General features: G+C 58.8%; 18 protein-coding genes. 12 read left to right on the top strand and 6 right to left on the bottom strand.

All coding sequences use genetic code 11. The annotated features are described in order from the left end of the window. Nucleotides 1-16: 16 nt before the first annotated feature. Entirely contained in the window at nt 17-1,456 is a 1,440-nt protein-coding gene (locus NOR51B_RS07470) for a PhoH family protein (protein WP_009020135.1), read from the bottom strand. Between the two features lie 411 nt (nt 1,457-1,867). Between NOR51B_RS07470 and NOR51B_RS07460 the strand changes: the two genes are divergently transcribed. Together NOR51B_RS07460 and asnS are read left to right on the top strand one after the other, a co-directional pair. After that, on the top strand, nt 1,868-3,856 hold the full coding sequence (locus NOR51B_RS07460) for a ribonuclease R family protein (RefSeq protein WP_009021015.1): 1,989 nt from the start codon (nt 1,868-1,870) through the stop codon (nt 3,854-3,856). Nucleotides 3,857-3,907: 51 nt separating this feature from the next. Next, nucleotides 3,908-5,305, top strand: a complete 1,398-nt coding sequence (gene asnS, locus NOR51B_RS07455; protein WP_009019191.1) for an asparagine--tRNA ligase — start codon at nt 3,908-3,910, stop codon at nt 5,303-5,305. A gap of 16 nt (nt 5,306-5,321) precedes the next feature. Here asnS and NOR51B_RS07450 read toward each other — a convergent pair whose 3' ends face one another. Both NOR51B_RS07450 and NOR51B_RS07445 read right to left on the bottom strand, forming a co-directional pair. After that, a complete protein-coding gene (locus NOR51B_RS07450) occupies nt 5,322-6,008 on the bottom strand; it encodes a phosphoadenosine phosphosulfate reductase domain-containing protein (protein WP_009019628.1) in 687 nt (228 codons plus the stop codon). 61 nt (nt 6,009-6,069) lie between these two features. Next, nucleotides 6,070-6,873: a ParA family protein gene (locus tag NOR51B_RS07445; RefSeq protein WP_009020961.1), complete on the bottom strand. Its 804-nt coding sequence runs from the start codon at nt 6,871-6,873 to the stop codon at nt 6,070-6,072. Between the two features lie 131 nt (nt 6,874-7,004). Here NOR51B_RS07445 and NOR51B_RS07440 point away from each other — a divergent pair, with 131 nt between their 5' ends. Continuing rightward, nucleotides 7,005-8,285, top strand: a complete 1,281-nt coding sequence (locus NOR51B_RS07440) for a CinA family nicotinamide mononucleotide deamidase-related protein (RefSeq protein WP_009020130.1) — start codon at nt 7,005-7,007, stop codon at nt 8,283-8,285. A 13-nt stretch (nt 8,286-8,298) separates the two neighbouring features. Here NOR51B_RS07440 and pdxH read toward each other — a convergent pair whose 3' ends face one another. Next, nucleotides 8,299-8,934, bottom strand: a complete 636-nt coding sequence (gene pdxH, locus NOR51B_RS07435) for a pyridoxamine 5'-phosphate oxidase (protein ID WP_009019036.1) — start codon at nt 8,932-8,934, stop codon at nt 8,299-8,301. Nucleotides 8,935-9,065: 131 nt separating this feature from the next. Here pdxH and ggt point away from each other — a divergent pair, with 131 nt between their 5' ends. Continuing rightward, the gene (ggt, locus tag NOR51B_RS07430) at nt 9,066-10,796 is read left to right on the top strand and encodes a gamma-glutamyltransferase (RefSeq protein WP_009021391.1); all 1,731 of its coding nucleotides are present in this window, start codon (nt 9,066-9,068) and stop codon (nt 10,794-10,796) included. A gap of 48 nt (nt 10,797-10,844) precedes the next feature. Here ggt and NOR51B_RS07425 read toward each other — a convergent pair whose 3' ends face one another. Further along, entirely contained in the window at nt 10,845-11,660 is an 816-nt protein-coding gene (locus tag NOR51B_RS07425) for a thioesterase family protein (RefSeq protein WP_009021615.1), read from the bottom strand. 143 nt (nt 11,661-11,803) lie between these two features. On the opposite strand from NOR51B_RS07425, the gene NOR51B_RS07420 reads away from it, so the two are divergent. Next, nucleotides 11,804-13,282 carry a tetratricopeptide repeat protein gene (locus tag NOR51B_RS07420; RefSeq protein WP_040481914.1) on the top strand — a complete coding sequence of 493 codons (1,479 nt, stop codon included), beginning with the start codon at nt 11,804-11,806 and terminating at the stop codon, nt 13,280-13,282. 106 nt (nt 13,283-13,388) lie between these two features. Here the strand turns inward: NOR51B_RS07420 and NOR51B_RS07415 are convergent, their stop codons facing one another. Beyond that, the gene (locus NOR51B_RS07415) at nt 13,389-13,757 is read right to left on the bottom strand and encodes a hypothetical protein (RefSeq protein WP_154647640.1); all 369 of its coding nucleotides are present in this window, start codon (nt 13,755-13,757) and stop codon (nt 13,389-13,391) included. On the opposite strand from NOR51B_RS07415, the gene NOR51B_RS07410 reads away from it, so the two are divergent. The 7 genes from NOR51B_RS07410 (at nt 13,756) to NOR51B_RS14970 (ending at nt 21,637) form a co-directional block, all read left to right on the top strand. Next, nucleotides 13,756-14,433, top strand: coding sequence for a hypothetical protein (locus NOR51B_RS07410; RefSeq protein ID WP_154647639.1), 678 nt, complete (start codon nt 13,756-13,758; stop codon nt 14,431-14,433). The two genes, NOR51B_RS07415 and NOR51B_RS07410, sit on opposite strands and share 2 nt — an antisense overlap. Nucleotides 14,434-14,498: 65 nt before the next feature. Further along, entirely contained in the window at nt 14,499-15,632 is a 1,134-nt protein-coding gene (locus NOR51B_RS07405) for a hypothetical protein (RefSeq protein ID WP_230198425.1), read from the top strand. Nucleotides 15,633-15,644: 12 nt separating this feature from the next. Further along, a complete protein-coding gene (locus NOR51B_RS07400) occupies nt 15,645-17,180 on the top strand; it encodes a tetratricopeptide repeat protein (RefSeq protein ID WP_040481911.1) in 1,536 nt (511 codons plus the stop codon). After that, entirely contained in the window at nt 17,177-19,297 is a 2,121-nt protein-coding gene (locus tag NOR51B_RS07395; RefSeq protein ID WP_009020984.1) for a PEGA domain-containing protein, read from the top strand. Before NOR51B_RS07400 ends, NOR51B_RS07395 begins: the two co-directional genes overlap by 4 nt. Before the next feature lie 4 nt (nt 19,298-19,301). After that, nucleotides 19,302-19,577, top strand: coding sequence for a hypothetical protein (locus NOR51B_RS07390; protein ID WP_009020058.1), 276 nt, complete (start codon nt 19,302-19,304; stop codon nt 19,575-19,577). An 18-nt stretch (nt 19,578-19,595) separates the two neighbouring features. Continuing rightward, complete coding sequence (locus NOR51B_RS07385; protein ID WP_040481910.1) at nt 19,596-20,399, top strand: MotA/TolQ/ExbB proton channel family protein; 804 nt, start codon at nt 19,596-19,598, stop codon at nt 20,397-20,399. Then, nucleotides 20,396-21,637: a hypothetical protein gene (locus NOR51B_RS14970; RefSeq protein WP_009020949.1), complete on the top strand. Its 1,242-nt coding sequence runs from the start codon at nt 20,396-20,398 to the stop codon at nt 21,635-21,637. The genes NOR51B_RS07385 and NOR51B_RS14970 overlap by 4 nt, the downstream gene beginning before the upstream one ends. Nucleotide 21,638: the final 1 nt, after the last annotated feature.

The raw sequence follows: 21,638 nt of genomic DNA, 5'->3' as shown, positions 1-21,638 counted from the left end.
GCTCACTAAAAAGACGCTACAAGTTCTCTTCGGCAAAGGCCGCCAGCCGCGAGCGAACAATGCCCGCGATAAACATAATGCCCGAGTGGGGGTAGTCCTTGGTCTTTTCCACCAAGTAGGTGAGTCCGGAAGTCAGTGGCGAGATGTATTTATTGTCGATCTGGGCAAGGTTCCCCAACACGACGATTTTCGAGTCCGCGCCCACTCGGCTGATGATGGATTTGAGCTGAAACTGGGTCAGGCCCTGCGCCTCATCGATGATGATATAGGCGTTATTGAAAGAGCGACCACGCATAAAGTTGAGCGACTTGAACTGGATATTCGCGCGCTCCTTCACGTAATCGATGCTGCCGTTGGAGCACTCGTCACCCCCGTGCAAAATCTCCAGGTTGTCATCAAATGCCGCCAGCCAAGGCGCCATTTTCTCCTCCTCGGTGCCGGGGAGAAAGCCGATGTCCTCAGCGATGGGAGGCGTCGATCGCGCGACGATCAGCTTGCTGTATTTTTTCTGCTCGAGAATCGCGTGAAGCCCGTAGGCCAAGGCCAAGAGTGTTTTTCCCGATCCCGCAGGGCCGGTTAAAACGGTCATGTCGATATCGTCGTCATCCAGCAATTTCATTGCCATCGCCTGCTCGAGATTCCGGGGCGCCAAGCCCCAGAACCGACGATTCATCAAATTGTCCCGGCTGTCGACGGCGAGATAGACATACTCGTCATCGACATGATGAACAAAGGCAATAAATGTTTGCTCATCGATGACGAACTCATTGGTATAGGCATCGGGCAATGCCGATCGGGGGATGCGATGCAGGGTAACGTCACCGTCACGCAGGGTATCCACGTCGTCGATACGCGACCAGAAATCGCCCTCTGTGTGGTCGGTACCGGTAGCCAGTAAATCGATATCGTCCAGTACGCGGTCGTGACGGTAGTCCTCGACCTGGCGCAGGCCCGACCCCTTGGCCTTAATCCGCATATTGATGTCTTTGGTGACGAGACAGATGAACGCGTCCGGGCTTTCCGACTGGAGACGCAGGGCCACGTTAATAATGCGATTGTCGTTGGCCTGGTCCGGGGTGCCATCCAGGAACGGAACCTCACTATGCTCATCCTTGATCAGCTGATCCGCGTAAATCGCCAGCTGTCCTTTCGGCCCCGATAGGGTCGAGCCGGGAATGTCGACGCCCTGCTGAATTTCATGCGGGCCGGCTGACCCGACCATCTTGTCAATCAACTGGATAGCGATGCGCGCCTCGCGGCTAACGGCTTTATCCCGCCGATCCTTGATGTGATCAAGCTCCTCAAGCACGGTCATCGGAATGACCACTTTATGCTCGGCGAAGGCGGATAGGGCCATCGGATCGTGCAGCAGGACATTGGTGTCGAGCACGTAAATCTTGTTACTGGCAGGGGCGGGCTGAGGTGGATTTACAGGCACTACGGCAGGTGATTCCATCAACGAATCCTCGACGGGTGGGGGACGGGTATCGGTGCTGATACACGTCGGGGGTAATGAGCTTCAGGCACGGGGCCGATTGGAATAAACGGTGTGTTCGGTGGGGTGGCAACGCTGTTCGCATGCCTAAATGCAGGTTGGGTGACCGTTTCCTGGTCTGGTATCAAGGTCAATCGGTTAGCCGTCCTACTCACATTTTTTTCGGATTACCGGTAGTTAATCCCTGCTCCACGTCGGTGTCAACGCGAGACCGGAAAAAGTCGTGCAAGCGGTAATTTCGCCTGACATGATCGACGAAATTCGCTAGCATGTTCGGCTCTTTGGGTTTGCAGGCGATCATTACCGACTGCACCTCATTAGCGATAGAACAATCATCCACCCCTATCACGCATTCAGGAGCTTCCAGCGGCCATGCTGAACAACGATGCGCTGGCCCAGCTCAAGGGCCTCAAACAACAGATTGAGGCACAAAACGAACACACCGAGGCCACGGTCAAAGGAACCCTGAACCGCTACGGTTTTGCACTGGTGGACGATGGACGCGAAGTTTTCATTCCACCGGATGAGATGCTCAAGGCGTTACCGGGAGATCGCGTCAAAATTTGTATTAGGCCCGCGACGGGTCCCAAGGCAAAGCCGGGACAAACCGTCGCGGAAATCGAGCGGCTGGTCGATTCACCGATCGATCGCTTCGTTGGCCGAATTGTGACCAAGGGTAAGGCGGTGTTCGTTGAACCCGATCTCCCCGTGTTACGGCGCTGGTTGTTTATACCGCCCCATGCCCGCAACGGTTCGAAATCTGGCGACTGGGTCGAATGCGCCGTGCTTCGACACCCCATCCGCGATGGCAAGCCGTCGGCAAAAGTGTTGCGCCGGCTCGGGGATGACACCACCCCGGGGATTGAAAACCGCTACGTCGCCTGCAGGGCTGGCATTGCCTGGGAATGGTCCGATAAAGCCGCTGCCAGTCTGGTGGAACACGCCCGGCAGAAGTCGCCACTCGAAGAGGAGAATCGGGTAGATCTTTCGCACCTCGCCTTCATCTCGATCGATGCGGTGCGAACCCAGGATATCGACGATGCCCTGTATGCCGAAGTAACCAGTGACGGCTGGAACCTCTACGTCGCCGTCGCGGATCCGACGAGTTTTCTGGGGGATCACCCCGACATTATCGAAACACTGGCAGACTGCGCCACTTCGGTTTACTTCCACGGAGATATGATTCCGATGATGCCCGAGGCCATCAGCCAGGAATTTTGTGCCCTTTCCGAGGAACAGACCCGGCCCGCCGTCGTCTGCAAAATGACCGTGAGCGATGACGGCGAAGTGGGCAGCTATGAATTTATGAATGCCGTGGTGCGATCTCGCGCCAAGCTGTCCTATGCAGCGGTCGATCGCTACGTCACTGGACACAATGATGAGCTGATTGCGTTTTCGACACCGCTGGAGGCCCTGGTGCAGGCGTACCGCGCGCTGCGAAAGCGTCGGGAGAGCCATGAACTGGTTATGGAGGATCGGCAGGAGTATCGCTGGCACCTTAACGACAAGCGCCAGATCGACCATATTGAGGCCTACGAGAAGCTGTCCTCTCAGCGCCTTGTCGAGGAGTGCATGGTTGCCGCCAATCGTTCTGCGGCGCGGTTTCTTGCCATGGCTGAGGCGCCCGGACCCTTCGTCGTGCACAGTGGATTTCGCAAAGACCGCCTCAAAGAGGCACAGGAGTTCCTGCAGCGCCACCGACCCGATCTTGCGCAGGCGTCAATAGAAACCCTCACGGGCTACCGTCAGGTCCTTTCAGCACTGGCGGAACCGGCAAACCCGCTGCCCCTGCGCGCAATGGTCAATCGCCTGCTGACCCGTGCGCGATTGAGCACCGCCCCGTCCGAGCACATGGGGCTTGCGCTCGACGCCTATACCAACTTCACCTCGCCGCTGCGAAAGGCCGTCGATTTCCTCGTGCACCTGCAGGTAAAGGCGGTATTGGCGGGCGACACGGCGACCGTGGTCACCGACGCGGTTCTCGACCGCATCTCTGCCTCGATCGCCCGTTCAAGAGACGCCACCCAGGCCGCAGAGCGTCGCCTTTCGGCGAATTATCTCAATCGGCTGACCCAGGAAGGGGTCTCCCAGTTCACCGCGCGGGTCTCCCACATCACGAGTTCAGGCTTCACGGTGCGACTCGCCGATAACGGGCTCGAAGGGCTGGTGGATATGCGCAAAGACCCCGAGAAATTCAGTTTCGACAAATGGACGGCAAGCCTCACCAGCACGACCCGCCGAGTGGAACTGAATCAGTGGGTAGAGGTGACTTACACCGGCGCGCCCGCCCAGGACGACTACCGTGCTCAGTTCACCCTGATTGAAGGCTGTGCGCTAAAGCCCGAGAAGGCAGAGGACTGATCAACTCGACCCGCGTGCTTTGCGCGGTCCTGTCACGCAAGGAAGTGAAGTATGGCCCACTGGCTCCCCATCAAATCGATCCTGGCGCAGCCTGAACTCATCGGTACCACCGTTACTGCCAAGGGGTGGTTGCGCAGCAAGCGGGACTCAAAAGCCGGTATTTCCTTTCTCGCCATCCATGATGGAAGTCACTTCGATGCCCTGCAATCCGTGGTGGCCAACACCCTGACCAACTACGACACCGAGGTTCTGCCGCTCTCTACCGGCTGTGCGGTTGCCGTCACCGGTGAACTCGTCGCTTCGCAGGGAAAAGGGCAAACCGTGGAAATACAGGCCTCCCAAGTCGAGGTAATCGGTGGTGTAGACGACCCCGAGGCCTACCCGATCGCCAAAAAACGGCACAGCTTTGAGTACCTCAGAACCCAGGCACACCTGCGCCCGCGAACCAATACCTTCGGTGCGATTACCCGTATCCGGCATGTGGCAGCGCAGGCCATTCACGAGCTGTTCTCCCGGGAAGGTTTTTATTGGGTGAACACCCCCATTATCACCGCCAGTGACTGCGAGGGTGCGGGCGAGCTGTTTCGCGTCAGCCATCTCGACTGGAACAACCTGCCGCGAAAGCCCGATGGCAGCGTCGATCAAAGCCAGGACTTTTTCGGCGACGAGGCCTTTTTAACCGTCTCGGGGCAACTTGCGCTCGAATCCCATTGCCTGGCGATGAGCAAGGTCTATTCCTTCGGACCCACGTTCCGCGCGGAAAATTCCCATACCAGCCGGCACCTCGCGGAATTCTGGATGGTCGAACCCGAAATCGCCTTCGCGGACCTCAATGACAATGCCGAACTGGCCGAGCGGCTCCTCAAGCATGTCATCGCACGAGTGCTCGATCGTTGCGAAGTCGACATGGCCTTTTTCGAGCAGCGAATTGACGACACGGTGATCAGCCGGCTTCGGAATATCCTTGATAATGCCTTCGAACGCATGACCTACACCGAGGCAATCGCCATCCTCGAACGCTCAAAGGAGCAGTTCGAGTTCCCCGTCCGCTGGGGAATCGATATGGCCTCTGAGCATGAGCGTTATCTGGCGGAGAAGCACGTCGGCCGTCCGGTGGTGGTTACCGACTACCCCAGCGATATCAAAGCGTTTTACATGCGACTCAATGACGATGGAAAAACCGTTGCCGCTATGGACGTTCTGGCCCCAGGGGTCGGCGAAATCATTGGTGGCAGTCAACGTGAGGACCGGCTCGACGTCCTCGATTCGAGGATGGAACCGCAACTGCGTGAGGATCTGTGGTGGTATCGCGACCTACGCCGCTATGGCTCGGTGCCCCACGCGGGCTTTGGGCTCGGTTTTGAGCGGCTTCTCGCCTACCTGACCGGGATGGATAACGTCCGCGATGTGATCCCCTTCCCAAGAACACCCGGCCACGCCGACTTCTAGCGCCCCGGGGAATTGATCAGACGCTGGTGTGCAGGCCGCACTCCCTACCCGAAGAGACTTTGGTGGGATCGAAGTAATGCTGGCAACTGACCAAGCCATGCTCGAGCATGTAGCTATCGATCTCGCTGTCTGACCAGTAAAAGAAGGGGGCAACCTTGATGATGCCCCGGTGATCGAGGGAAACAATATCCAGGCTGCGCCGATGGTCGGTTTCCTCAGCGCGAATGCCGCTAAACCACAACTGCGGCCGGAAATCGGCAATCGCACGACGAAACGGCTCCAGCTTAACCTTCTCGGTAAACCAGCGGTGATTGTCAGCGTCCTCCGGCAAGGGGATCCCCCCCAGCTTCGCACTGATGCGCTCCGCGGTTATCAAAGGGCTGTACACGTGCAGATTCAAGCCAAGCTGTTCGGTAACCGCATCTGCCTGTACGTAGGTATCACGGAGATTGAACCCGGTATCCACCCAAATAACCGGCAACGACGGCGCCTGCTCGACTACCGCGTGCAAAGTCGCGGCTGCATTCACACCAAAACTGGTGGTGGCGATAGCCCGTTTGTCGAGGGAAAGCGCCCAGGTTACGATTTCTGCGGGAGTAGCCTCTCGCAACGCATGGTTGGCGGCATCAATGTCGATCGCACCGTGATCTCCGCGCAGGGGCGCAGATTCAAGGGTCGGACGGGCTTTGGCAATCGCTATCATGGGCGCACTGTAGCCCCTGACACAATGGTTTTGAAATACCCGTTTTTTATTTCGATATGTTCTAACGCTTTGAGCGGCGACGCAGCCCCTTTTCCAAACGCTTGTGCAAATCCACATAGGTTTGGGTGAGCTTGTGGCTCGGTGCCAGATAGATCAGCGGACGCATCTCGTAGTGGCTTTCACGCATCTTCACCGAGCTGGTGAGAAAGGTATCGATAACCGGGAAGCCCTCGGCCTTCAACTCTTCGACCAGAGCACCCGGCAGGCGCGCCTGGGCGTTGAACTGGTTGATCACAATGCCCTCGACTTCCAGATCCGGATTGTGGTCCTCCTGTAACTCGTCGATGTTGTCCATCAACTCGTACAGACTCTGTCGGGCAAAGGAATCACAGTCGAAAGGAACCAGAACACTGTCAGCGGCGATCAATGCTGACTTGGAATAAAAATTGAAGTTGGGGGGCGTGTCGATATAAATACGGTCGTATTCGTCGTCGAGCTTGGTGAGCGCATCCCTTAACTTGTAGATTTTGTAGCGCGCCTCAAGATCTTTTTCAATCTGACCCAGGTGGGCACTCGACGGCATCAGGTAAAGGTTTTCGTAGGGCGTCTCCCAGACAAAGGAGTCGGGATTGGCGCGCATCTTTCTCGATCCCACGGTCTGCTTGAATAATCCCGCCACACCCTGGGCTTCTGCCGGAAATTGCTCGGCATCGACCTCGCCAACCAGATAGTGGGTTGAATTCCCCTGCACATCGAGGTCAATCACCAGCGTCCTCAAGCCTTGTGATGCGCCAATGGCCGCCAGGTTGCACGTAATCGATGTCTTGCCAACGCCGCCTTTCTGATTAAAAACCACCCGATGCACGGTTCTGTCTCCTCCTTTTCCTTTCAATGATGGGAATTGCGGCAGCGGGGTGCCACCGTTTCGCAGTAAATTCCGATAGTGTAGCTGGCTTCAACGCCGCCTGTAGCCCTATTTCGCCAAGGAGCCCCACAATGTTACCCACCCCCCCCATTGCACTACTGATGACCGGCGATGAGCTGATGCGCGGAGATACGGTGGACAGCAACTCAGCCACAATCGCTCAAGCCCTGGTCGCTGCGGGCCTCCGGGTCGATTATAAAATCACCGTTGGCGATGATCGTGCCCTTTTACTCAACTCGATCGGTGATCGCGTCAGTGTCAGTCGCATACTCATTATCAACGGGGGCCTGGGCCCGACTTCCGACGATCTAACCGCCGAGGTGGTGGCAGAAGCTGCGGGTCGGCAACTGGTGGAATTCCCCGAGCTTGCGGATACGATCAGAAACTGGTGCGAGGAGCGTGGCTTTCAGGCCGATACTGCCAATCTCAAGCAGGCTCGCCTCCCCGAGGGAGCGGAAGTCATCGCCAATCCGGTCGGTAGCGCCGCCGGCTTTGCGGTGATGATTGGAGCTTGCCTCGTAATTACGACGCCGGGGCCACCCCGGGAACTCGGCGCAATGCTGCCCGGCGTAATGGCCCTGGTGAGACAGCACGTGGGCGGCGGCAGCGGCTCGACCCTGCGGCTGCAGACGTTTGGGCTGGGTGAATCGGCGATTCAGGAGATGGTGCACAACGACATCGCAGACTGGCCGCCCGAAGTCACGCTGGGCTTTCGGGCGGGGCTCCCCATGCTGGAGCTCAAACTGGTGATTGAAACTCCTGAGCACGAGGCTTTGCAGCGCCGATGCCTGGAGGAAATGCACGCCTTGTTCGGCGATCACATTATCGGTGAAGCCGATGTCACCCTCGCGGCATCCCTCCAGACCCTGTTACGCGAGCGGAATATGACCATCACCTGTGCCGAATCGTGCACCGGCGGACTCATTGCTTCAATGCTCACGCAGGAGCCCGGCGCTTCCAGCGTATTTGAAGCGGGCTTTGTCACCTACAGCAATGCAATGAAGCACAAGCTACTCGGTGTGTCCGAATCTACCCTTGAAAAGCACGGTGCGGTCAGCGAGCCTGTGGTTCGGGAAATGCTTGGGGGCGCGCTGTCCGCCAGTGGCGCTGATACGGGTGTGGCGGTATCCGGCATAGCAGGTCCCGACGGGGGAACCCCGGACAAACCGGTGGGCACCGTGTGGTTCGCCTGGGGCGGTCCCAATGCGATAAAGAGCAAGCGCCTGCTGCTTCCCCTGGGCCGCGATATTTTCCAGACTGTGGTCGCTGCGGCCGCTATCGACCTTATACGCCGCGATCTGCTGGGTTTGCCCGATGTGCCCCATTACTTCCGCCGTCGGGACCCACAGTAGGATCGCCCAAAACTCAGGGCTGCAGGCGCTCCAGTATCCAGTCGTCGTCGTTCAGGGTGTAGCGCAGGCGGTCGTGCAGTCGATGCTCCCCTCCCTGCCAGAATTCGATCTGCCGGGGCATCAGGCGAAAGCCACCCCAGTGAGGCGGCCGCTCAACGTCACGATCAGCGAAGCCCTCTTTCGCCTCTTCAAACTTCTTCAGCAAAGCCCGCCGGCTGGCGATCGGTTCGCTTTGCTGGGAGGCCCACGCTCCCAGCTGGCTTTCCCGGGGTCGGCTGGAGAAGTAACGGTCTGATTCTTCCGAAGGTATCGCTTCAACGCGTCCACTGACGGTGACCTGGCGATCAAGCTCGTTCCAGGGAAAGAGCATCGAGGCACGGGAATCTGACATCAGCGCGCGACCCTTGTTGCTGTGATAATTGGTAAAGAAGACAAAGCCACCGTTGGCGACTGCCTTCAGCAACACAATGCGCTGCCATAAATTACTCGACAGATCGACGGTTGCCAACGACGCGGCGGTGGGATCGGCAAGACCCGCCTCTATCGCCTGCTGCTGCCAGCGATCAAACTGCTCCAGGGGATCGGCCGCCATCTCCTCCCGGGACAGACCACCGCGCACGTAATTGCGTCGGTATTCCTCGTACTGCACGTCGCACCTCGCTCTTGCTGACTTCACTGACAGTTTAACGAGTCTTTGCAGTCGTGTCCGAAGACCCCCACTGGTAACGTCGAGGGATTCAGTTTAGCGTTAACCCCACTCAACCGGAGACAGCACTGCCAATGGTCACATCACTGCAAACGGCGGGATTCATCATCTGCCTGACACTCGCGGCGGGGACTCCCCGCGCAGACACCGTCTCACCGAGGATCGACTATCAGACCCGGTTCCAGCCTACTGTTGGCCGGGCGGGCATGGTTGTGGCTGCCGAACCCCTCGCTGCCGAAGCGGGCCTGGCAATGCTCGAACGCGGCGGTAACGCCGTGGATGCGGCGGTGGCAACCGGTTTTGCCCTGGCGGTGACATTGCCGCGGGCAGGAAATCTGGGTGGGGGCGGCTTCATGCTGCTCCACGACAAAGAGACCAATCAACAAACCTTCATCGATTACCGAGAGAGTGCCCCGGCCTCGGCCACCCGGGACATGTATCTGAAAGCCGATGGTACGGTAGACAAGGCGCTGACTTATTTCAGCCACAAGGCAGCGGGAGTTCCCGGCACTGTTGCCGGGCTTATCCACGCGCTCAACCGCTACGGCACTCTCGATCTCAAGACCGTAGTGGCGCCGGCAATCGCTCTGGCCGAAGAAGGCTTTGCGGTATCACCGGCCCTACACGCCTCACTGAGCGCGCGAGCGGACCGGCTGGCGCGAAATCCGGAGGCGAATCGGGTCTATCTGGGTGGCGATGGCGTGGCACCAGCCATCGGAGACACCCTGCGCCTGCCCGATCTGGCGATGACACTCAAACGTATTGCTGAACAGGGCCGGGAGGGCTTTTACGGGGGCGAAACCGCGCGTCTGATCGCCGAGGACATGAGCGCCAATGGCGGACTGATTACCCTCGATGATCTGGCGCGCTACCAACCTATTGAGCGCGAGCCGGTGCACGGCACCTTCCGGGGCTACACCGTGGTTTCCTCGCCGCCGCCCTCCTCCGGGGGAGTGCACATCCTGCAGATGCTCAACCTGCTGGAACCCCTGCCAATGGCGGATTATGGACACAACAGTGCGAGCTATCTGCATCACCTGATCGAGGTGATGAAACTGGCTTATGCGGACCGCAGCCTGCATCTGGGCGATCCCGACTACAACTGGGTGCCCACCGCCGAGTTAATCGATAAGGAGTACGCCACCGAGCGCAGAAAATTAATTGATCGTAACCGGGCGACTCCCTCGGTCGACATTGCCCCGGGTAACATTCTCCCCCCCGAGGGTACCCAAACCACCCATTATTCTGTCGTGGATGCCGCCGGCAACGTCGTGAGTAATACCTACACCATCAACTTCAGCTTCGGTAACGGTATTGTTGTGCCCGGAACAGGGATGCTACTGAACAACGAAATGGATGACTTCGCGGCGCGGCCCGGATTTGCCAACGCCTATGGCCTGATTCAAGGAGAGAAGAACGCGGTCGCCCCGAATCGCCGGCCGCTGTCGTCAATGACACCGACTATCGTTTTTAAAAACGATGAGCCCTGGCTGGTGACGGGAAGCCCCGGCGGCTCGGTGATTATTACCACCGTGCTGCAAACCATCCTCAACGCTACCGTGTTTGATATGAATGTCGCGGAAGCGCTTGCGGTACCCAGGGTTCATCATCAATGGGAGCCCGATAAGACGCGGATTGAACGAGGCATAAGCGCAGACACCCAGTCGGTGCTCGAAAGCATGGGACACACCCTTGAACCGAGCCCGTGGAATCTGGGTCGCGCCACAGCAATCATGCGCGAAGGCGGCTGGCTCTACGGCTTTGCCGATATGCGTACTCCCGGTGGGCACGTCGCGACCCGCTGACCGTTTACCAGCCGCCTTGCTGGAAGGGGTGTGGGAATTCGGGTGTCTTTACACCGAGAACGGGTTTTGAGCTGCGGTTTTGGGCTGTCGCACTTTCATGGTCTGTCGAGAGAGGGCCACCAACTGACCCTCGCTATCCCATAATTCACCATCGGCCTCTATGATTCCCCGGGTCAGATAGCGCGACAAGTGACGCCCCAGCAGCGGCCCCGGTGCAGGCCGGGCCCGGCATTGCACCGTAATCTCAATCGTGGGCACCCAGCCAAAGGGACCCAGCACCGTAAATACCGGTGGGGGCATGATGTCCGCCATCATAATGAGGTCGAGGGTGTCGGCTGGCGCCGCATCACAATGCTGCAGCCAGGCGATAAACTCCCCCGTCATGGGTCGTTTGCCCTGCTCAAAGACATCAAAACCGCGCACCATTCGCATTTCCACACTGTGGTGGATTTCGAGCGCCCGCGCCGTTTGCGCTTTGAGGGCATCAAAATCCGGGACTGCCGGCGCCGCGGCGCCCAACCACTGCTCACCGCTCAGGCGGTCAAGATCGGTAAACGCCGCCGTTACGCGAACCTTTAATTCCTCGTCTTGCCACAATTCCGCCGAACCGAAGCTGGTTCCCCGACCCTCACGGAGCGAATCGGTGCGCACCAGAACCTCTCCAAGTCGGGTGGGGGCAAGAAAAAAAGCGTTTATGGTCAGCGGATCGCGGTGAGGCAGCGACTGGCGCAACGCGCGCGCTATCAACGCCAGCACATAACCGCCATTGGGAATCTCACCGACCCGCCAACCCGAGTGCAACTCACCGTGCCACTCATTGTTGGCACCCGCGGTTACCCCGGTATCTCGCGTGAATTTTCCCAAAATGCCTCCCAATGAAAACCGGGCAGCTCCAATCGTCCCAGTGGACCGTAATTAAAGAGGGGTCAAGCGGTAGCGTGGCAGCCCTGTCGGAAAGGTGACTATACTTCAGCCAGATCAATCGTTAACCGTATCTTGAGGCGTTCATGTCGGCTTCGCATCACTACAGCTCCGCGGGGATAATCCAGAGACTATTGTGGCTGTCGCTGGTCGTGACTGGCGTCGCCCCGGTGTCGGCACAGGACGAACCCTCTTCAGGGACCAGTCCCGATGATACGCCCCTGGTTATCGATATGCGTTCAGACGCCGGAGCAAGCTCGGCAGAGGCGGCGCCCCCCGAGCCCTCAATGCTGATCGAGTATCGAGAAACCATTGCTGACCTTGAATCGAACTATGGGGCCTATGCACCGGATTTGTCGCAACATCTTTTGGGGTACGGCACCGTACTGCAGCAGTTGGGTCGCCACGAAGAAGCCATCTCGGCACTCAAACGTGCGGTGCACCTCGCCCGTGTCAACGGAGGGTTATACAGCGCCGAACAAATAGCGATGCTGCGCAGCGAGATCCGAAGCCACTCGGCACTGGGTGATTACGAAACGGTTGATGAAAAGCAGCGTTATCTTTACCGGGTTGAACGCCGTGCGCTTGCGGACAGCCCTCGGTCCAGCGAGGCGCTAATGAATCAGGCCCGGTGGCAGCGCGACGCTTTTTTACTCGGTGTTGGCGACGCCGAGAGCCTCGCAACGCGGCCAATGGTCATGTGGGATCTCTACCGTCTCGCACTCACGGAAATTGTCAATCGTGACGGCAACAAGTCGACCTCACTGGTCGAGCCACTACTGGGTATGCTCCAGTCCCAGTACCTCGTCGCCGGCGTCAGAAGTTACAGAGATATGGGCCCGGGGCCTTCGACAAATGACGATGCCATCATTCTCAATGGGTTGACGTTTGATCGTGGCGAAAAGGTACTCACTGCCATAAAAGAGATCAACGAACTTCAGTATCCCGGTGACCGCATTCAGAAAGCCGAAGATCTTATCCAACTCGGTGACTGGAGTTGGTTTTTTGGTGACCGCCGGGACGGCATGGCGCTCTATCAACAGGCGCTCGCGGAACTGGCGCCCGAGCCGCCAGCCGCAGCGATAGGCGATGCCGAGGGCACAGAGGGCACAGAGGGCACAGAGGGCACAGTAAGCAGCGATACCGAGGGCAGCACACAAGCAGCGGTTGATCGCGCAGAAGCAGCTGAAACAGCTCCCGTCGAGCCGGTCTCGGACGCGCTGGATGCATTTTATCGCGCGCGGGCCTCCCAACTCTTTACCACACCCGTTCCATTGCCGGATGTTGAGGGCATCAAACCCATTCCGCCCCGGACTGAACCGGGGGATGACGCCGAGCTGCTGGTGATCAGTTTTACCGTCACGGAGTCGGGGCGGGCCATTGATGTGGAACGGATTCAAGAGCCCGATGTCGAAGATAATAAGCGCATTGTTCGGCTTTCCCGCTTAATCCGGGACACGCGCTTCCGCCCGCGTATAGTGGATGGAGAAGCCGTTGAAACAACGGGTATTATCTGGGCATTTGGCCCTTCAATCTGGGCGCCCACTGAAGTAGCGATGAATTAATGAGACCTCAATCACACCCGCCAAGTCCTATTCAACTCGCCCGAGCACTCGGTATAGCCGCCTGTGTCGCGCTTCTCAGCGGGTGCCCCTCGGCATCCAACCCGTCTCAGCCCTCGGTACCGACGCCCCCGACACCACCGAGCGCCAGCACCCCGCCATCGTCTCCGAGCAGCAGTTCGTCCAGCTCAAGTAGCTCGTCTTCAAGCAGCTCCTCCCAGAGCACGCCAAGCAGCAGCCCGCCCAGCGCCCCTTCCTCGAGCTCGAGCAGCGGTGCCGACAGTCCCGCGGGGGGTGACTTCCCGTCCCCGGAAGGCAGTACCAATGAGACGGTCGCGGATTCCAGCGACAGCTCAGGCACCACCGATTCTGCGGCGGAAACAGGTGCTGCTGACGCCTCTGAGGCGGGCGGTGAAGCAGGAGCAGAGCCCGGTTTCGGCGATACCCCCTCTGGTGGCAGTGCTGCACTGCCCGACATGCGCGATACCGAACCCATGGCCCGCGCAGGCGGGGGCAGCCCTGGCACGCGCCCACCCAATGGGGCCGGCACCCCAGGGGGCAGCGACGGTAGCGCTGAGGGTAGCGAGGGCTCGGCGATGCCTGGCGGTAATGGAACGGCTTCCTCCAGCACGGGCGGCAATGCGACCGGTACACCACAAACCCCAGGCACCCGCGCCGGAGGTGGACTTGAGCCTTTCCCCGGAACGGATGGATCACTGACGCCGGCGGAGCAGGTCGCCATTCTCGATCGCCAGCTTGAAGAAAGCACCGGTGAATTCGATGGCATTATTCTGGAGGAACAGGAGAAACAACGCGAGGCCGATCGGGAGCGCGCCGCCCAGCAGGCGGCCGAAGCCAAGGCCAACGGCGATTTTGAAGAGGCCGGAAATACCGGTGAGGGCAACAGCCCCTACCGTGGCGATGTCGCCATGGGCGGACAGGGCGCCGGTGGGGGTATTGGCGGACCGCGTGGAACGCCGCCGGAGAATACCGCGAAGTACCCACCGCCTGAGGACATTCCTGGTGGCAGCGACGATGATGTGGTGGCCCGCCAACTGCGCGAGGCAGCGATGCGCGAGCCCGATCCTGCGGTCCGGGAAAAGCTGTGGAATGAATATCGACGCTACAAAGGCATTGAGATACCTGAACAATGAGTGTGACCAAAACCTTTTCGCTATTAGTTTTCTGCTGCCTCCTTGGAGGGTGTGTCAGCCAAACCGTGAAAAGTACTTCCGTACCGCCGCTGAATACCCCATTGAGCTCCGTTCCTGAATCGCAACTTCTGGACGTCGGGGTGGCGGTGTTCGATCCCAATATTGAACAGATCGACGAAGAATTGCCGATTTACCCCGAGGTACGTCGCGCAGAAGCTCGCTATATGGCCGACCAACTATCGGGCACGCTGTTGGAAAGCGGCGCCTGGGGTGCGGTGCGTGTAGTACCGGACACCAACCAATTTACCGACCTGCTGGTCGAGGGCACTATTCTCCAAAGCGACGGTGAAAAAATAGCCCTCGCTGTTGAGGTTACCGACGCAACGGGTCAACGCTGGATTGATAAAACCTATGAAGGCGTTACCAGTAAGTACGCCTACGAACGCGGCACGCGCAGTAGCCAGGACCCCTTCCTGATGGTCTATCGTGAGATTGCCAACGATATGTTGCTGGTCTTTCAGAGTCTGTCAGCCCGGCAGCGCCGAGAGGTTCGCACCGTGGCCGAGCTTCGCTTCGCCCGAAATTTCGCAGAAGACGCCTTCGCCGATTACCTGACGACGGACAAAAATGGCAATTTTAAAATTACGAGGCTACCCGCCGAAGACGACCCCATGTTGGATCGTGTGCGGAATATACGTAACCGCCAGTACATTTTCGTCGATACGCTACAGGGTTACTACGATGGGTTCTCGGCAGATATGCAAACGCCCTACCAGGAGTGGCGCAAGCTGAGCTACGAGGAAATCGTTGCCCTACGCGAACTGCAGAATGAATCCACGGCGCAGCTAATTGCCGGTGGTGCGGCACTGATCGCCGGTATCGCTGCTCAGGGATCGAGCAACAGCGCAGCCAGAAGCGCCGGATTTATTGGCATGATGGGCGGCGGTTATCTGCTCAAGAGCGGGCTGGAAAAGCGCGCCGAAGCGAACATTCACTCGCTTGCGCTCGAAGAGATCGGACAGTCGCTTCAGGCCGAAATTACCCCCCGCGTGATCGAACTCGAAGACCGGACCGTGAGACTTACCGGCAACGTCGAGGATCAGTACGCGCAATGGCGAGAAATCATGGCGGATATCTATGCCGCCGAGATCGGAGCGCTGGATCCACGAACGCCAGATTCAAGTTCCAGCAGCGATTAATCCGGCATTATCATGAATGACCCCAGTGAACAGCCGCTTGAACCGGCAAAGTTTGATCCGAGGGAGCCCGCGGCATCACTCGAGGGTAATTCGAATGCCGGCAAATCACCGCGCTTTCTGATGATTGTTGGAGCCACCTGTGTGGCGCTGCTTTTTGTGGTGTTCGTGTTACTCCCGGGCTGGGTCGACAGCCCTGAAACCCCGGCCGCCATCGCATCCACCGAGCGCCCTGACTCGCCGAATTCCTCGCCCATGCCTGCGACACCTAAAACTAATACGGTGGCAGAATCGGCACGTAGCCCCTTTGCCGAAGCCCAGGACAGTAAAGCCCGACGCGCGGCACAGGAGTCGTTGCAGCTGATACTCGAGCTCCAGGAAACACTCGAAGCCCGCGAGGTCACCTTGTGGGCAGCTACCGAATACCAGGCTGCACTGAGCGCCGCCGAGACGGGCGATCAGGCGTATCGCGAGCGCGAATTTGATGCCGCATTGGCCGCCTACAAATCAGCAAGCGAAGCTCTTATCGCGCTGGAGACCAGTATTCCCAGCCGAATCTTGGACGCAGCGACGGCCACCGCTGAGGCCGTCGATGCCGGCGACGAACCCACCGCATTGAATAGCCTCACCATTTTGAAAACGCTCGATCCGGGCGCCGCGGCTACCGCTGCGCTGGAAACCAGAGTGGCGGCGATTAAGCCCGTACAGGAGTCGCTTTCCAGCGCCGAAACCCTCGCCGATCGCGAACAATATGCCGCGGCTATTGAAGAGGTAGAAACCGCGCTGAAACTCGATCCGGACAACATTCCCGCGAAGGAGCGCCTGACAGTGTTGCAGGAGGCCGCTCAAAACGCCCGTTTTTTACAGGCGATGAGCGATGGTTATCTCGCCCTCGAAGAGGCGCGGTTTGGCGACGCCCGACGCTTGTTCAATGCCGCACTCAACACCCGAAAGTCGGCGCCCGAGCCCGGCGCTGCCCTGCTTGAATTGGAATCCGCGGAAACCGCCGCGGAACTTCGCCGTTTGCAGCGCGAGGGTCTCGCACAAGAGGCAAATGAGCAGTGGAGCGCGGCGGTGAAAACGTATCAGCAGGCGCTCGATATCGACGGCTCGGTGGTCTTTGCGAGCGACGGTTTAAAACGCAGTGAACCCCGGGCGGAACTCAGTAAAGCCTTGGAGGGCGTTATAACCGAGCGCGAGCGTCTCGTTGATCGCTCGATTCTGGAAAAGGCAGAACAGACCCTAAAACAAGCGAACACCATCGAGGAGCCGGGGGCGAAGCTGTCCCGTCAGATTGCAGAAGTCACGGAGATACTCAATTATGCGCGTACCCCAGTCGATATGGCTTTCGTCTCAGATGGGGAAACCGACGTCACCGTATTGCGAGTCAAGCGACTGGGCAGTTTTTTGCAAACCCAGCTCACGTTGCGGCCCGGCAAATACACGGCGGTTGGCATTCGCAATGGATACCGGGATGTGCGCATCAATTTCGAAGCAACGCCGGATCAGGCGGACGGCCCGATTGCCGTGCGCTGCACTGAGGCGATATGAACTCGCAGCCACCTGACGACGACAAACCGCTCGCACCCGGCACTTTCGACCCGCCGGAAAAATCCGGCGGTGGTGACCCACTGGCAGCGGCCTCTTTCGAGCCTCTCGATGCTTCGGAGAAGGCGTCGTTCAAAGGTATTTCACGCCTCAGGCTAATGGGTGCCGCGGCGACCCTTCTTGTGGCTCTGGTGCTGTTTTTCTTACTCACCGCGCGCTCCCTGGAGGTGGTCGTCCACGTGGTAACCCCCCCCGATATTGACATCGAGGGTACTGTGGTTCCTCTCGGCGATCGCTACCTGATCCGACCCGGCGAGTACCAGATCACCGTTACGACGGCAGGTTATGAAACTTATAAAGATACCTTTACCGTTACCGACGATGCCAGCCAGGAGCTTGAGATCCACCCTGCCATCCTTCCCGGACTTGTGTCCATTGTCACCAATGTGGCTGAAGCAACCGTTTTACTGGATGGCGAGGCACTGGGCGTTGCGCCCATTGAGCAGCGAAAGATAGCCGCTGGAGAACACCAACTCACGATTACCGCACCGCGTTACCAGCGCATTACTGAGACCATCGCGATTACGGGCAGAGGGGTTGCACAGCAGTTTGGATTTGATCTGTTACCCGATTGGGCAACGGTTAACATCGAAACCGATCCGGATACCAGCCGTGTGCTGGTAGATGGCGAACCCCTGGAGCCCAGCAATGGACACTATGAGATTCTGTCTGGCGAGCGGGTCGTAACCATCACCGCTCCGGGGTTTCAGGACGAGACTCGTGAACTCATCGTCATGGCCCAGGAGCCTCAGGATCTTGGCCTGATACGCCTTATTCCAGCCGATGGCGTCATCGACCTCACTACCACACCCAGCGGCGCCAATGTCACAGTGAACGGTGAATTCCGTGGCCGAACCCCGCTGGCTATTTCGCTGAAGCCCGACCGGGAACATCGGGTGCAACTCTCCAAGGCCGGTTATCAGCGCCAATCACGTACGCTCAACGTTGACCGCGGTACCAGCGACACCCTGTCGTTAACGTTGCAGCCCGAACTGGGCAAGGTCGAGTTTCAACTTTCCCCACCCGAAGCTGAGCTACTGATCGACGGCAGGGTCGTGGGGGCCGGCTCGCAAACCCTGTCACTACCGGCCTACGAGCATCGCGTCGAAGTTCGCCTGCCGGGCTACGCGCCGCAGCGCACCAAAGTACAGCCGCGGGTGGGCATCAAGCAGCGCATCGATATCGCACTGCTAACAGAAGCAGAGGCGCGCAAAGCTGCACTGCGGCCCGAGGTCACTTCCCCGCTGGGGCAAACCCTCGTACTGATAGACCCGATCGCGGCTCCTGTTAACGAGTTTACGATGGGCGCCTCACGCCGGGAGCCGGGCCGGCGCTCCAACGAGGTGCTGCACACCGTTCGGCTCGAGCGCGGGTTTTATCTGGCAACGACTGAAACCACCAACGCCCAGTTCAGGCAATTTCTTGCGACCCATGACAGCGGCCAAATCGAGGGCAATACGCTCAATCGAGAGCATCAACCGGTAGCGGGTATCAGCTGGCAACAGGCCGCACGCTTCTGCAATTGGCTCAGCAGCCGCGAGGGCCTGCCGCTGTTTTACCGCGAGCAGCAGGGCATTATCACGGGTTTCAATCCGTCGAGCACCGGTTACCGACTGCCGACCGAAGCCGAATGGGCCTATGCCGCGCGCATCGATGGCGAAGGCCAACGTCGCTTCGCCTGGGGTGAAGACTTCCCGCCAACGCAGGCGGTAACCAACGTTGCGGATAATACGTCTGCCTTTGTTACCGGAAGAATCTTGAACGGTTATGCCGATGGTCATATCGTCAGCGCGCCGGTAGCCAGCTTTCCAGCCAATCACCGCGGCCTGTATGACATGGGGGGCAATGTCGCTGAGTGGGTACACAATGTTTACGAGATCCCCTCGGCCAACGCCGAAGTGGGTATCGACCCCCTCGGCCCCCAGTCCGGTGATAACTACACGGTTCGCGGGGCTAGCTGGGCGTTGAGCCGGCTGTCCGAATTGCGCCTGTCCTACCGCGATTACGGACAATCGGGTAGAGATGATCTCGGTTTTCGTATCGCTCGTTACGCGGAGTAACCCGGTGATTGAGACGGCACTAAAACACATCGTTTTGGCGTTATTCATGGCCACCGTCCCACTGGCCACGGTTGTAGCCCAGACAGAGCGGCCCGATGCCGAAGCGGAGCTACCCGACCCTGAGCCAGCCGCCACCCAGAGCGCGGGGATTGAAGCGCGCGAGGAAGAAACCGAGGAGGCACCGAAAGAATCTGCCGACAGCGGTTTGTCCCCCCTGGATTACGAACCTAGCGAATCGATTTCAGAAGACCGGTCGGTCTCCTTTCCCGTCGATATTTAACTTACACAGGATATGGCAATGCAGTTGCGACAACCTACCGAGTTCCTCTATCAGGCCATTGCGCTGGTGCTGGCGATCATCGTTGTCCACGGCGCCTATGTGGGCGTTATTCGGCCCACTGCCAGTGAGCAACTGCAGGAGCAGGCAGCAATGCAGGCAGCGGGTGAGGATTTTGTGCCCGAACGAACGTTGTCGATCGTCATTCGGGATTTCGAACAGGAGGCCTGTTTCATTCTCCTGTTATGGGCGCTTGCGATTATGGGGCACAAGGCCTATCGCACCCGCAATGAGCAGGCCATGCTCAAGCGTTCACTCGTCGAAATCCCCGAAGGCACCTCGCTGTTACCACAGGATGCTCGCGAATACTCCCGTTCTCTCGAGGTCCTGCCCGATGAGGAGCAGGACTTCCTGCTACCTCGCGCGCTGCTCAATGCGCTCCAGCGCTTTACGACAACCAATAGCATCACTGCAGTCTCGGAGGCTGTGCGGGAACAATGTGATATCGAAGCCGATCGTCTCGATTCGGAGTTGTCGATGGTGCGCTACATTTCATGGGCGATTCCTTCAATCGGCTTTATCGGCACGGTGCGCGGCATCGGCGACGCACTGGGACAGGCCTACAAGGCAGTGGAGGGCGATATCTCGGGCGTGACTGTCAGCCTGGGTGTCGCCTTCAACAGCACCTTCGTGGCATTGGTGTTGAGCATCATCATTATGTTCGCGCTGTATCAACTCCAGCTTTCCCAGGAACGACTGGTACTGAATACGCAGCGTTACATTGACCGCAAGTTATTACGTCATCTCGCAGTACCGCGCTCATGACTGCCATTATCGATATCAATGATGCCACTCTGGGTTGCTGGTCCAACGACCACTGGGAACGCTCTCCAGCCTACGCCTGGTTCGACGGGGGCCACTATCATTACGGTGAGGCGGCCGCGCGCACCGCCCGGCTTACGCCGCGGTCGGTCAATACCCGATACTGGTGGCAGCTGAGTACCGATCCATTGACACCGGCGCTGGGACCCGCGCGCCACACCGCCGACCTGGTACACGGTCATCTGAAGTCACTATATGCCGCCGCCGGACATCCCGATTCAGTGGTTATTGTCGCCCCTGGAAGTATGTCTCGGGCGCAGTTGTCTTTGCTCCTGGGTATCGCCGGTACATTGCCTTTCAGCATCGAGGCTATTATCCACCGCAGTGCACTATTTTCCGCCGCGCTGGGTACCACGCGGTCGCCGCATGTGGAATTGCAATTGCACCAGACGCTGGTCACCAGTACCGAACGCCGCAAGGGTGTCAGCCACGCCGGTGAATCGCAGCAATTACCAGGACGCGGTCTACTCGCGCTTCAGGACCGCCTCGCGTCGATCATCGCCGGTCGCTTTGTCGAGCAGACCCGTTTTGATCCGCAGCGCAAGGCCGCCAGCGAGCAAACGCTTTTTGATGCGCTGTTCGATTTGCTGGCGGACATCAAACAACGCGGCGAGGCCAGGCTCACCATAGACGGTTATCAGGCACGGATTACCGCGAAAGACCTTCAGTCTATTGGTCAGGAATTGTCCACAGCGATCGCCACACTGATTCCCGAGGATTCCGAGACCATCGTGCTCGATTCGCTTCTCGGCATGATCCCTGGCTTCAGCCTGCCGTTCCCCACCGTACTGCCAGGGGAGCAGGCATTGCCGGAGGTGATCGAAGAAAAAATGGCAGAACTGCGACAGCCCGCGGACAGTCTCAGCTTTCAGCGGGCCGTGCCCATCAGCGGCAGACACGTCGAGGGCACTTCCCTCGAAGCCCCTGCAGATATCGAGCAAGCCGGGGTATTGGCAACGCATTTGCTATCTGAGGACACGGCGCGAGCGCTCGGTTGTGAACTGGCGTTATTCGGCACGGCCATCAAGCAAGCCGACGGCAAGCAGCTGATATTGGACGGCCCGGTGCCCGCAACACTGGAGGTGAATGGAGCGCGCGCAGAACCCGGGCAAACTCTGCGCCTCGGCGACGTACTGAGCAATGGCGACGTCGAAGCCCGTCTGGTTCGTGTAGAAGACTGAC

The sequence above is a fragment of the Luminiphilus syltensis NOR5-1B genome (assembly GCF_000158175.1).
Lineage (GTDB): Bacteria > Pseudomonadota > Gammaproteobacteria > Pseudomonadales > Halieaceae > Luminiphilus > Luminiphilus syltensis.
The sequence above is the reverse complement of the archived record's forward strand: the minus strand, read 5'-3'. Positions and strand labels throughout refer to the sequence as shown.

What these genes read in the sequence shown, in the direction of transcription:
- NOR51B_RS07440 (WP_009020130.1), top strand. Translation starts at nt 7,005, where the DNA reads ATGTTACCCACCCCCCCCATTGCACTACTGATGACCGGCGATGAGCTG.
- NOR51B_RS07410 (WP_154647639.1), top strand. Translation starts at nt 13,756, where the DNA reads ATGCGCGATACCGAACCCATGGCCCGCGCAGGCGGGGGCAGCCCTGGC.
- NOR51B_RS07450 (WP_009019628.1), bottom strand. Translation starts at nt 6,008, where the DNA reads ATGATAGCGATTGCCAAAGCCCGTCCGACCCTTGAATCTGCGCCCCTG.
- NOR51B_RS07470 (WP_009020135.1), bottom strand. Translation starts at nt 1,456, where the DNA reads ATGGAATCACCTGCCGTAGTGCCTGTAAATCCACCTCAGCCCGCCCCT.
- asnS (WP_009019191.1), top strand. Translation starts at nt 3,908, where the DNA reads ATGGCCCACTGGCTCCCCATCAAATCGATCCTGGCGCAGCCTGAACTC.
- NOR51B_RS07395 (WP_009020984.1), top strand. Translation starts at nt 17,177, where the DNA reads ATGAACTCGCAGCCACCTGACGACGACAAACCGCTCGCACCCGGCACT.
- NOR51B_RS07385 (WP_040481910.1), top strand. Translation starts at nt 19,596, where the DNA reads ATGCAGTTGCGACAACCTACCGAGTTCCTCTATCAGGCCATTGCGCTG.
- NOR51B_RS07420 (WP_040481914.1), top strand. Translation starts at nt 11,804, where the DNA reads ATGTCGGCTTCGCATCACTACAGCTCCGCGGGGATAATCCAGAGACTA.
- NOR51B_RS07460 (WP_009021015.1), top strand. Translation starts at nt 1,868, where the DNA reads ATGCTGAACAACGATGCGCTGGCCCAGCTCAAGGGCCTCAAACAACAG.
- NOR51B_RS14970 (WP_009020949.1), top strand. Translation starts at nt 20,396, where the DNA reads ATGACTGCCATTATCGATATCAATGATGCCACTCTGGGTTGCTGGTCC.
- NOR51B_RS07415 (WP_154647640.1), bottom strand. Translation starts at nt 13,757, where the DNA reads ATGTCGGGCAGTGCAGCACTGCCACCAGAGGGGGTATCGCCGAAACCG.
- ggt (WP_009021391.1), top strand. Translation starts at nt 9,066, where the DNA reads ATGGTCACATCACTGCAAACGGCGGGATTCATCATCTGCCTGACACTC.
- NOR51B_RS07400 (WP_040481911.1), top strand. Translation starts at nt 15,645, where the DNA reads ATGAATGACCCCAGTGAACAGCCGCTTGAACCGGCAAAGTTTGATCCG.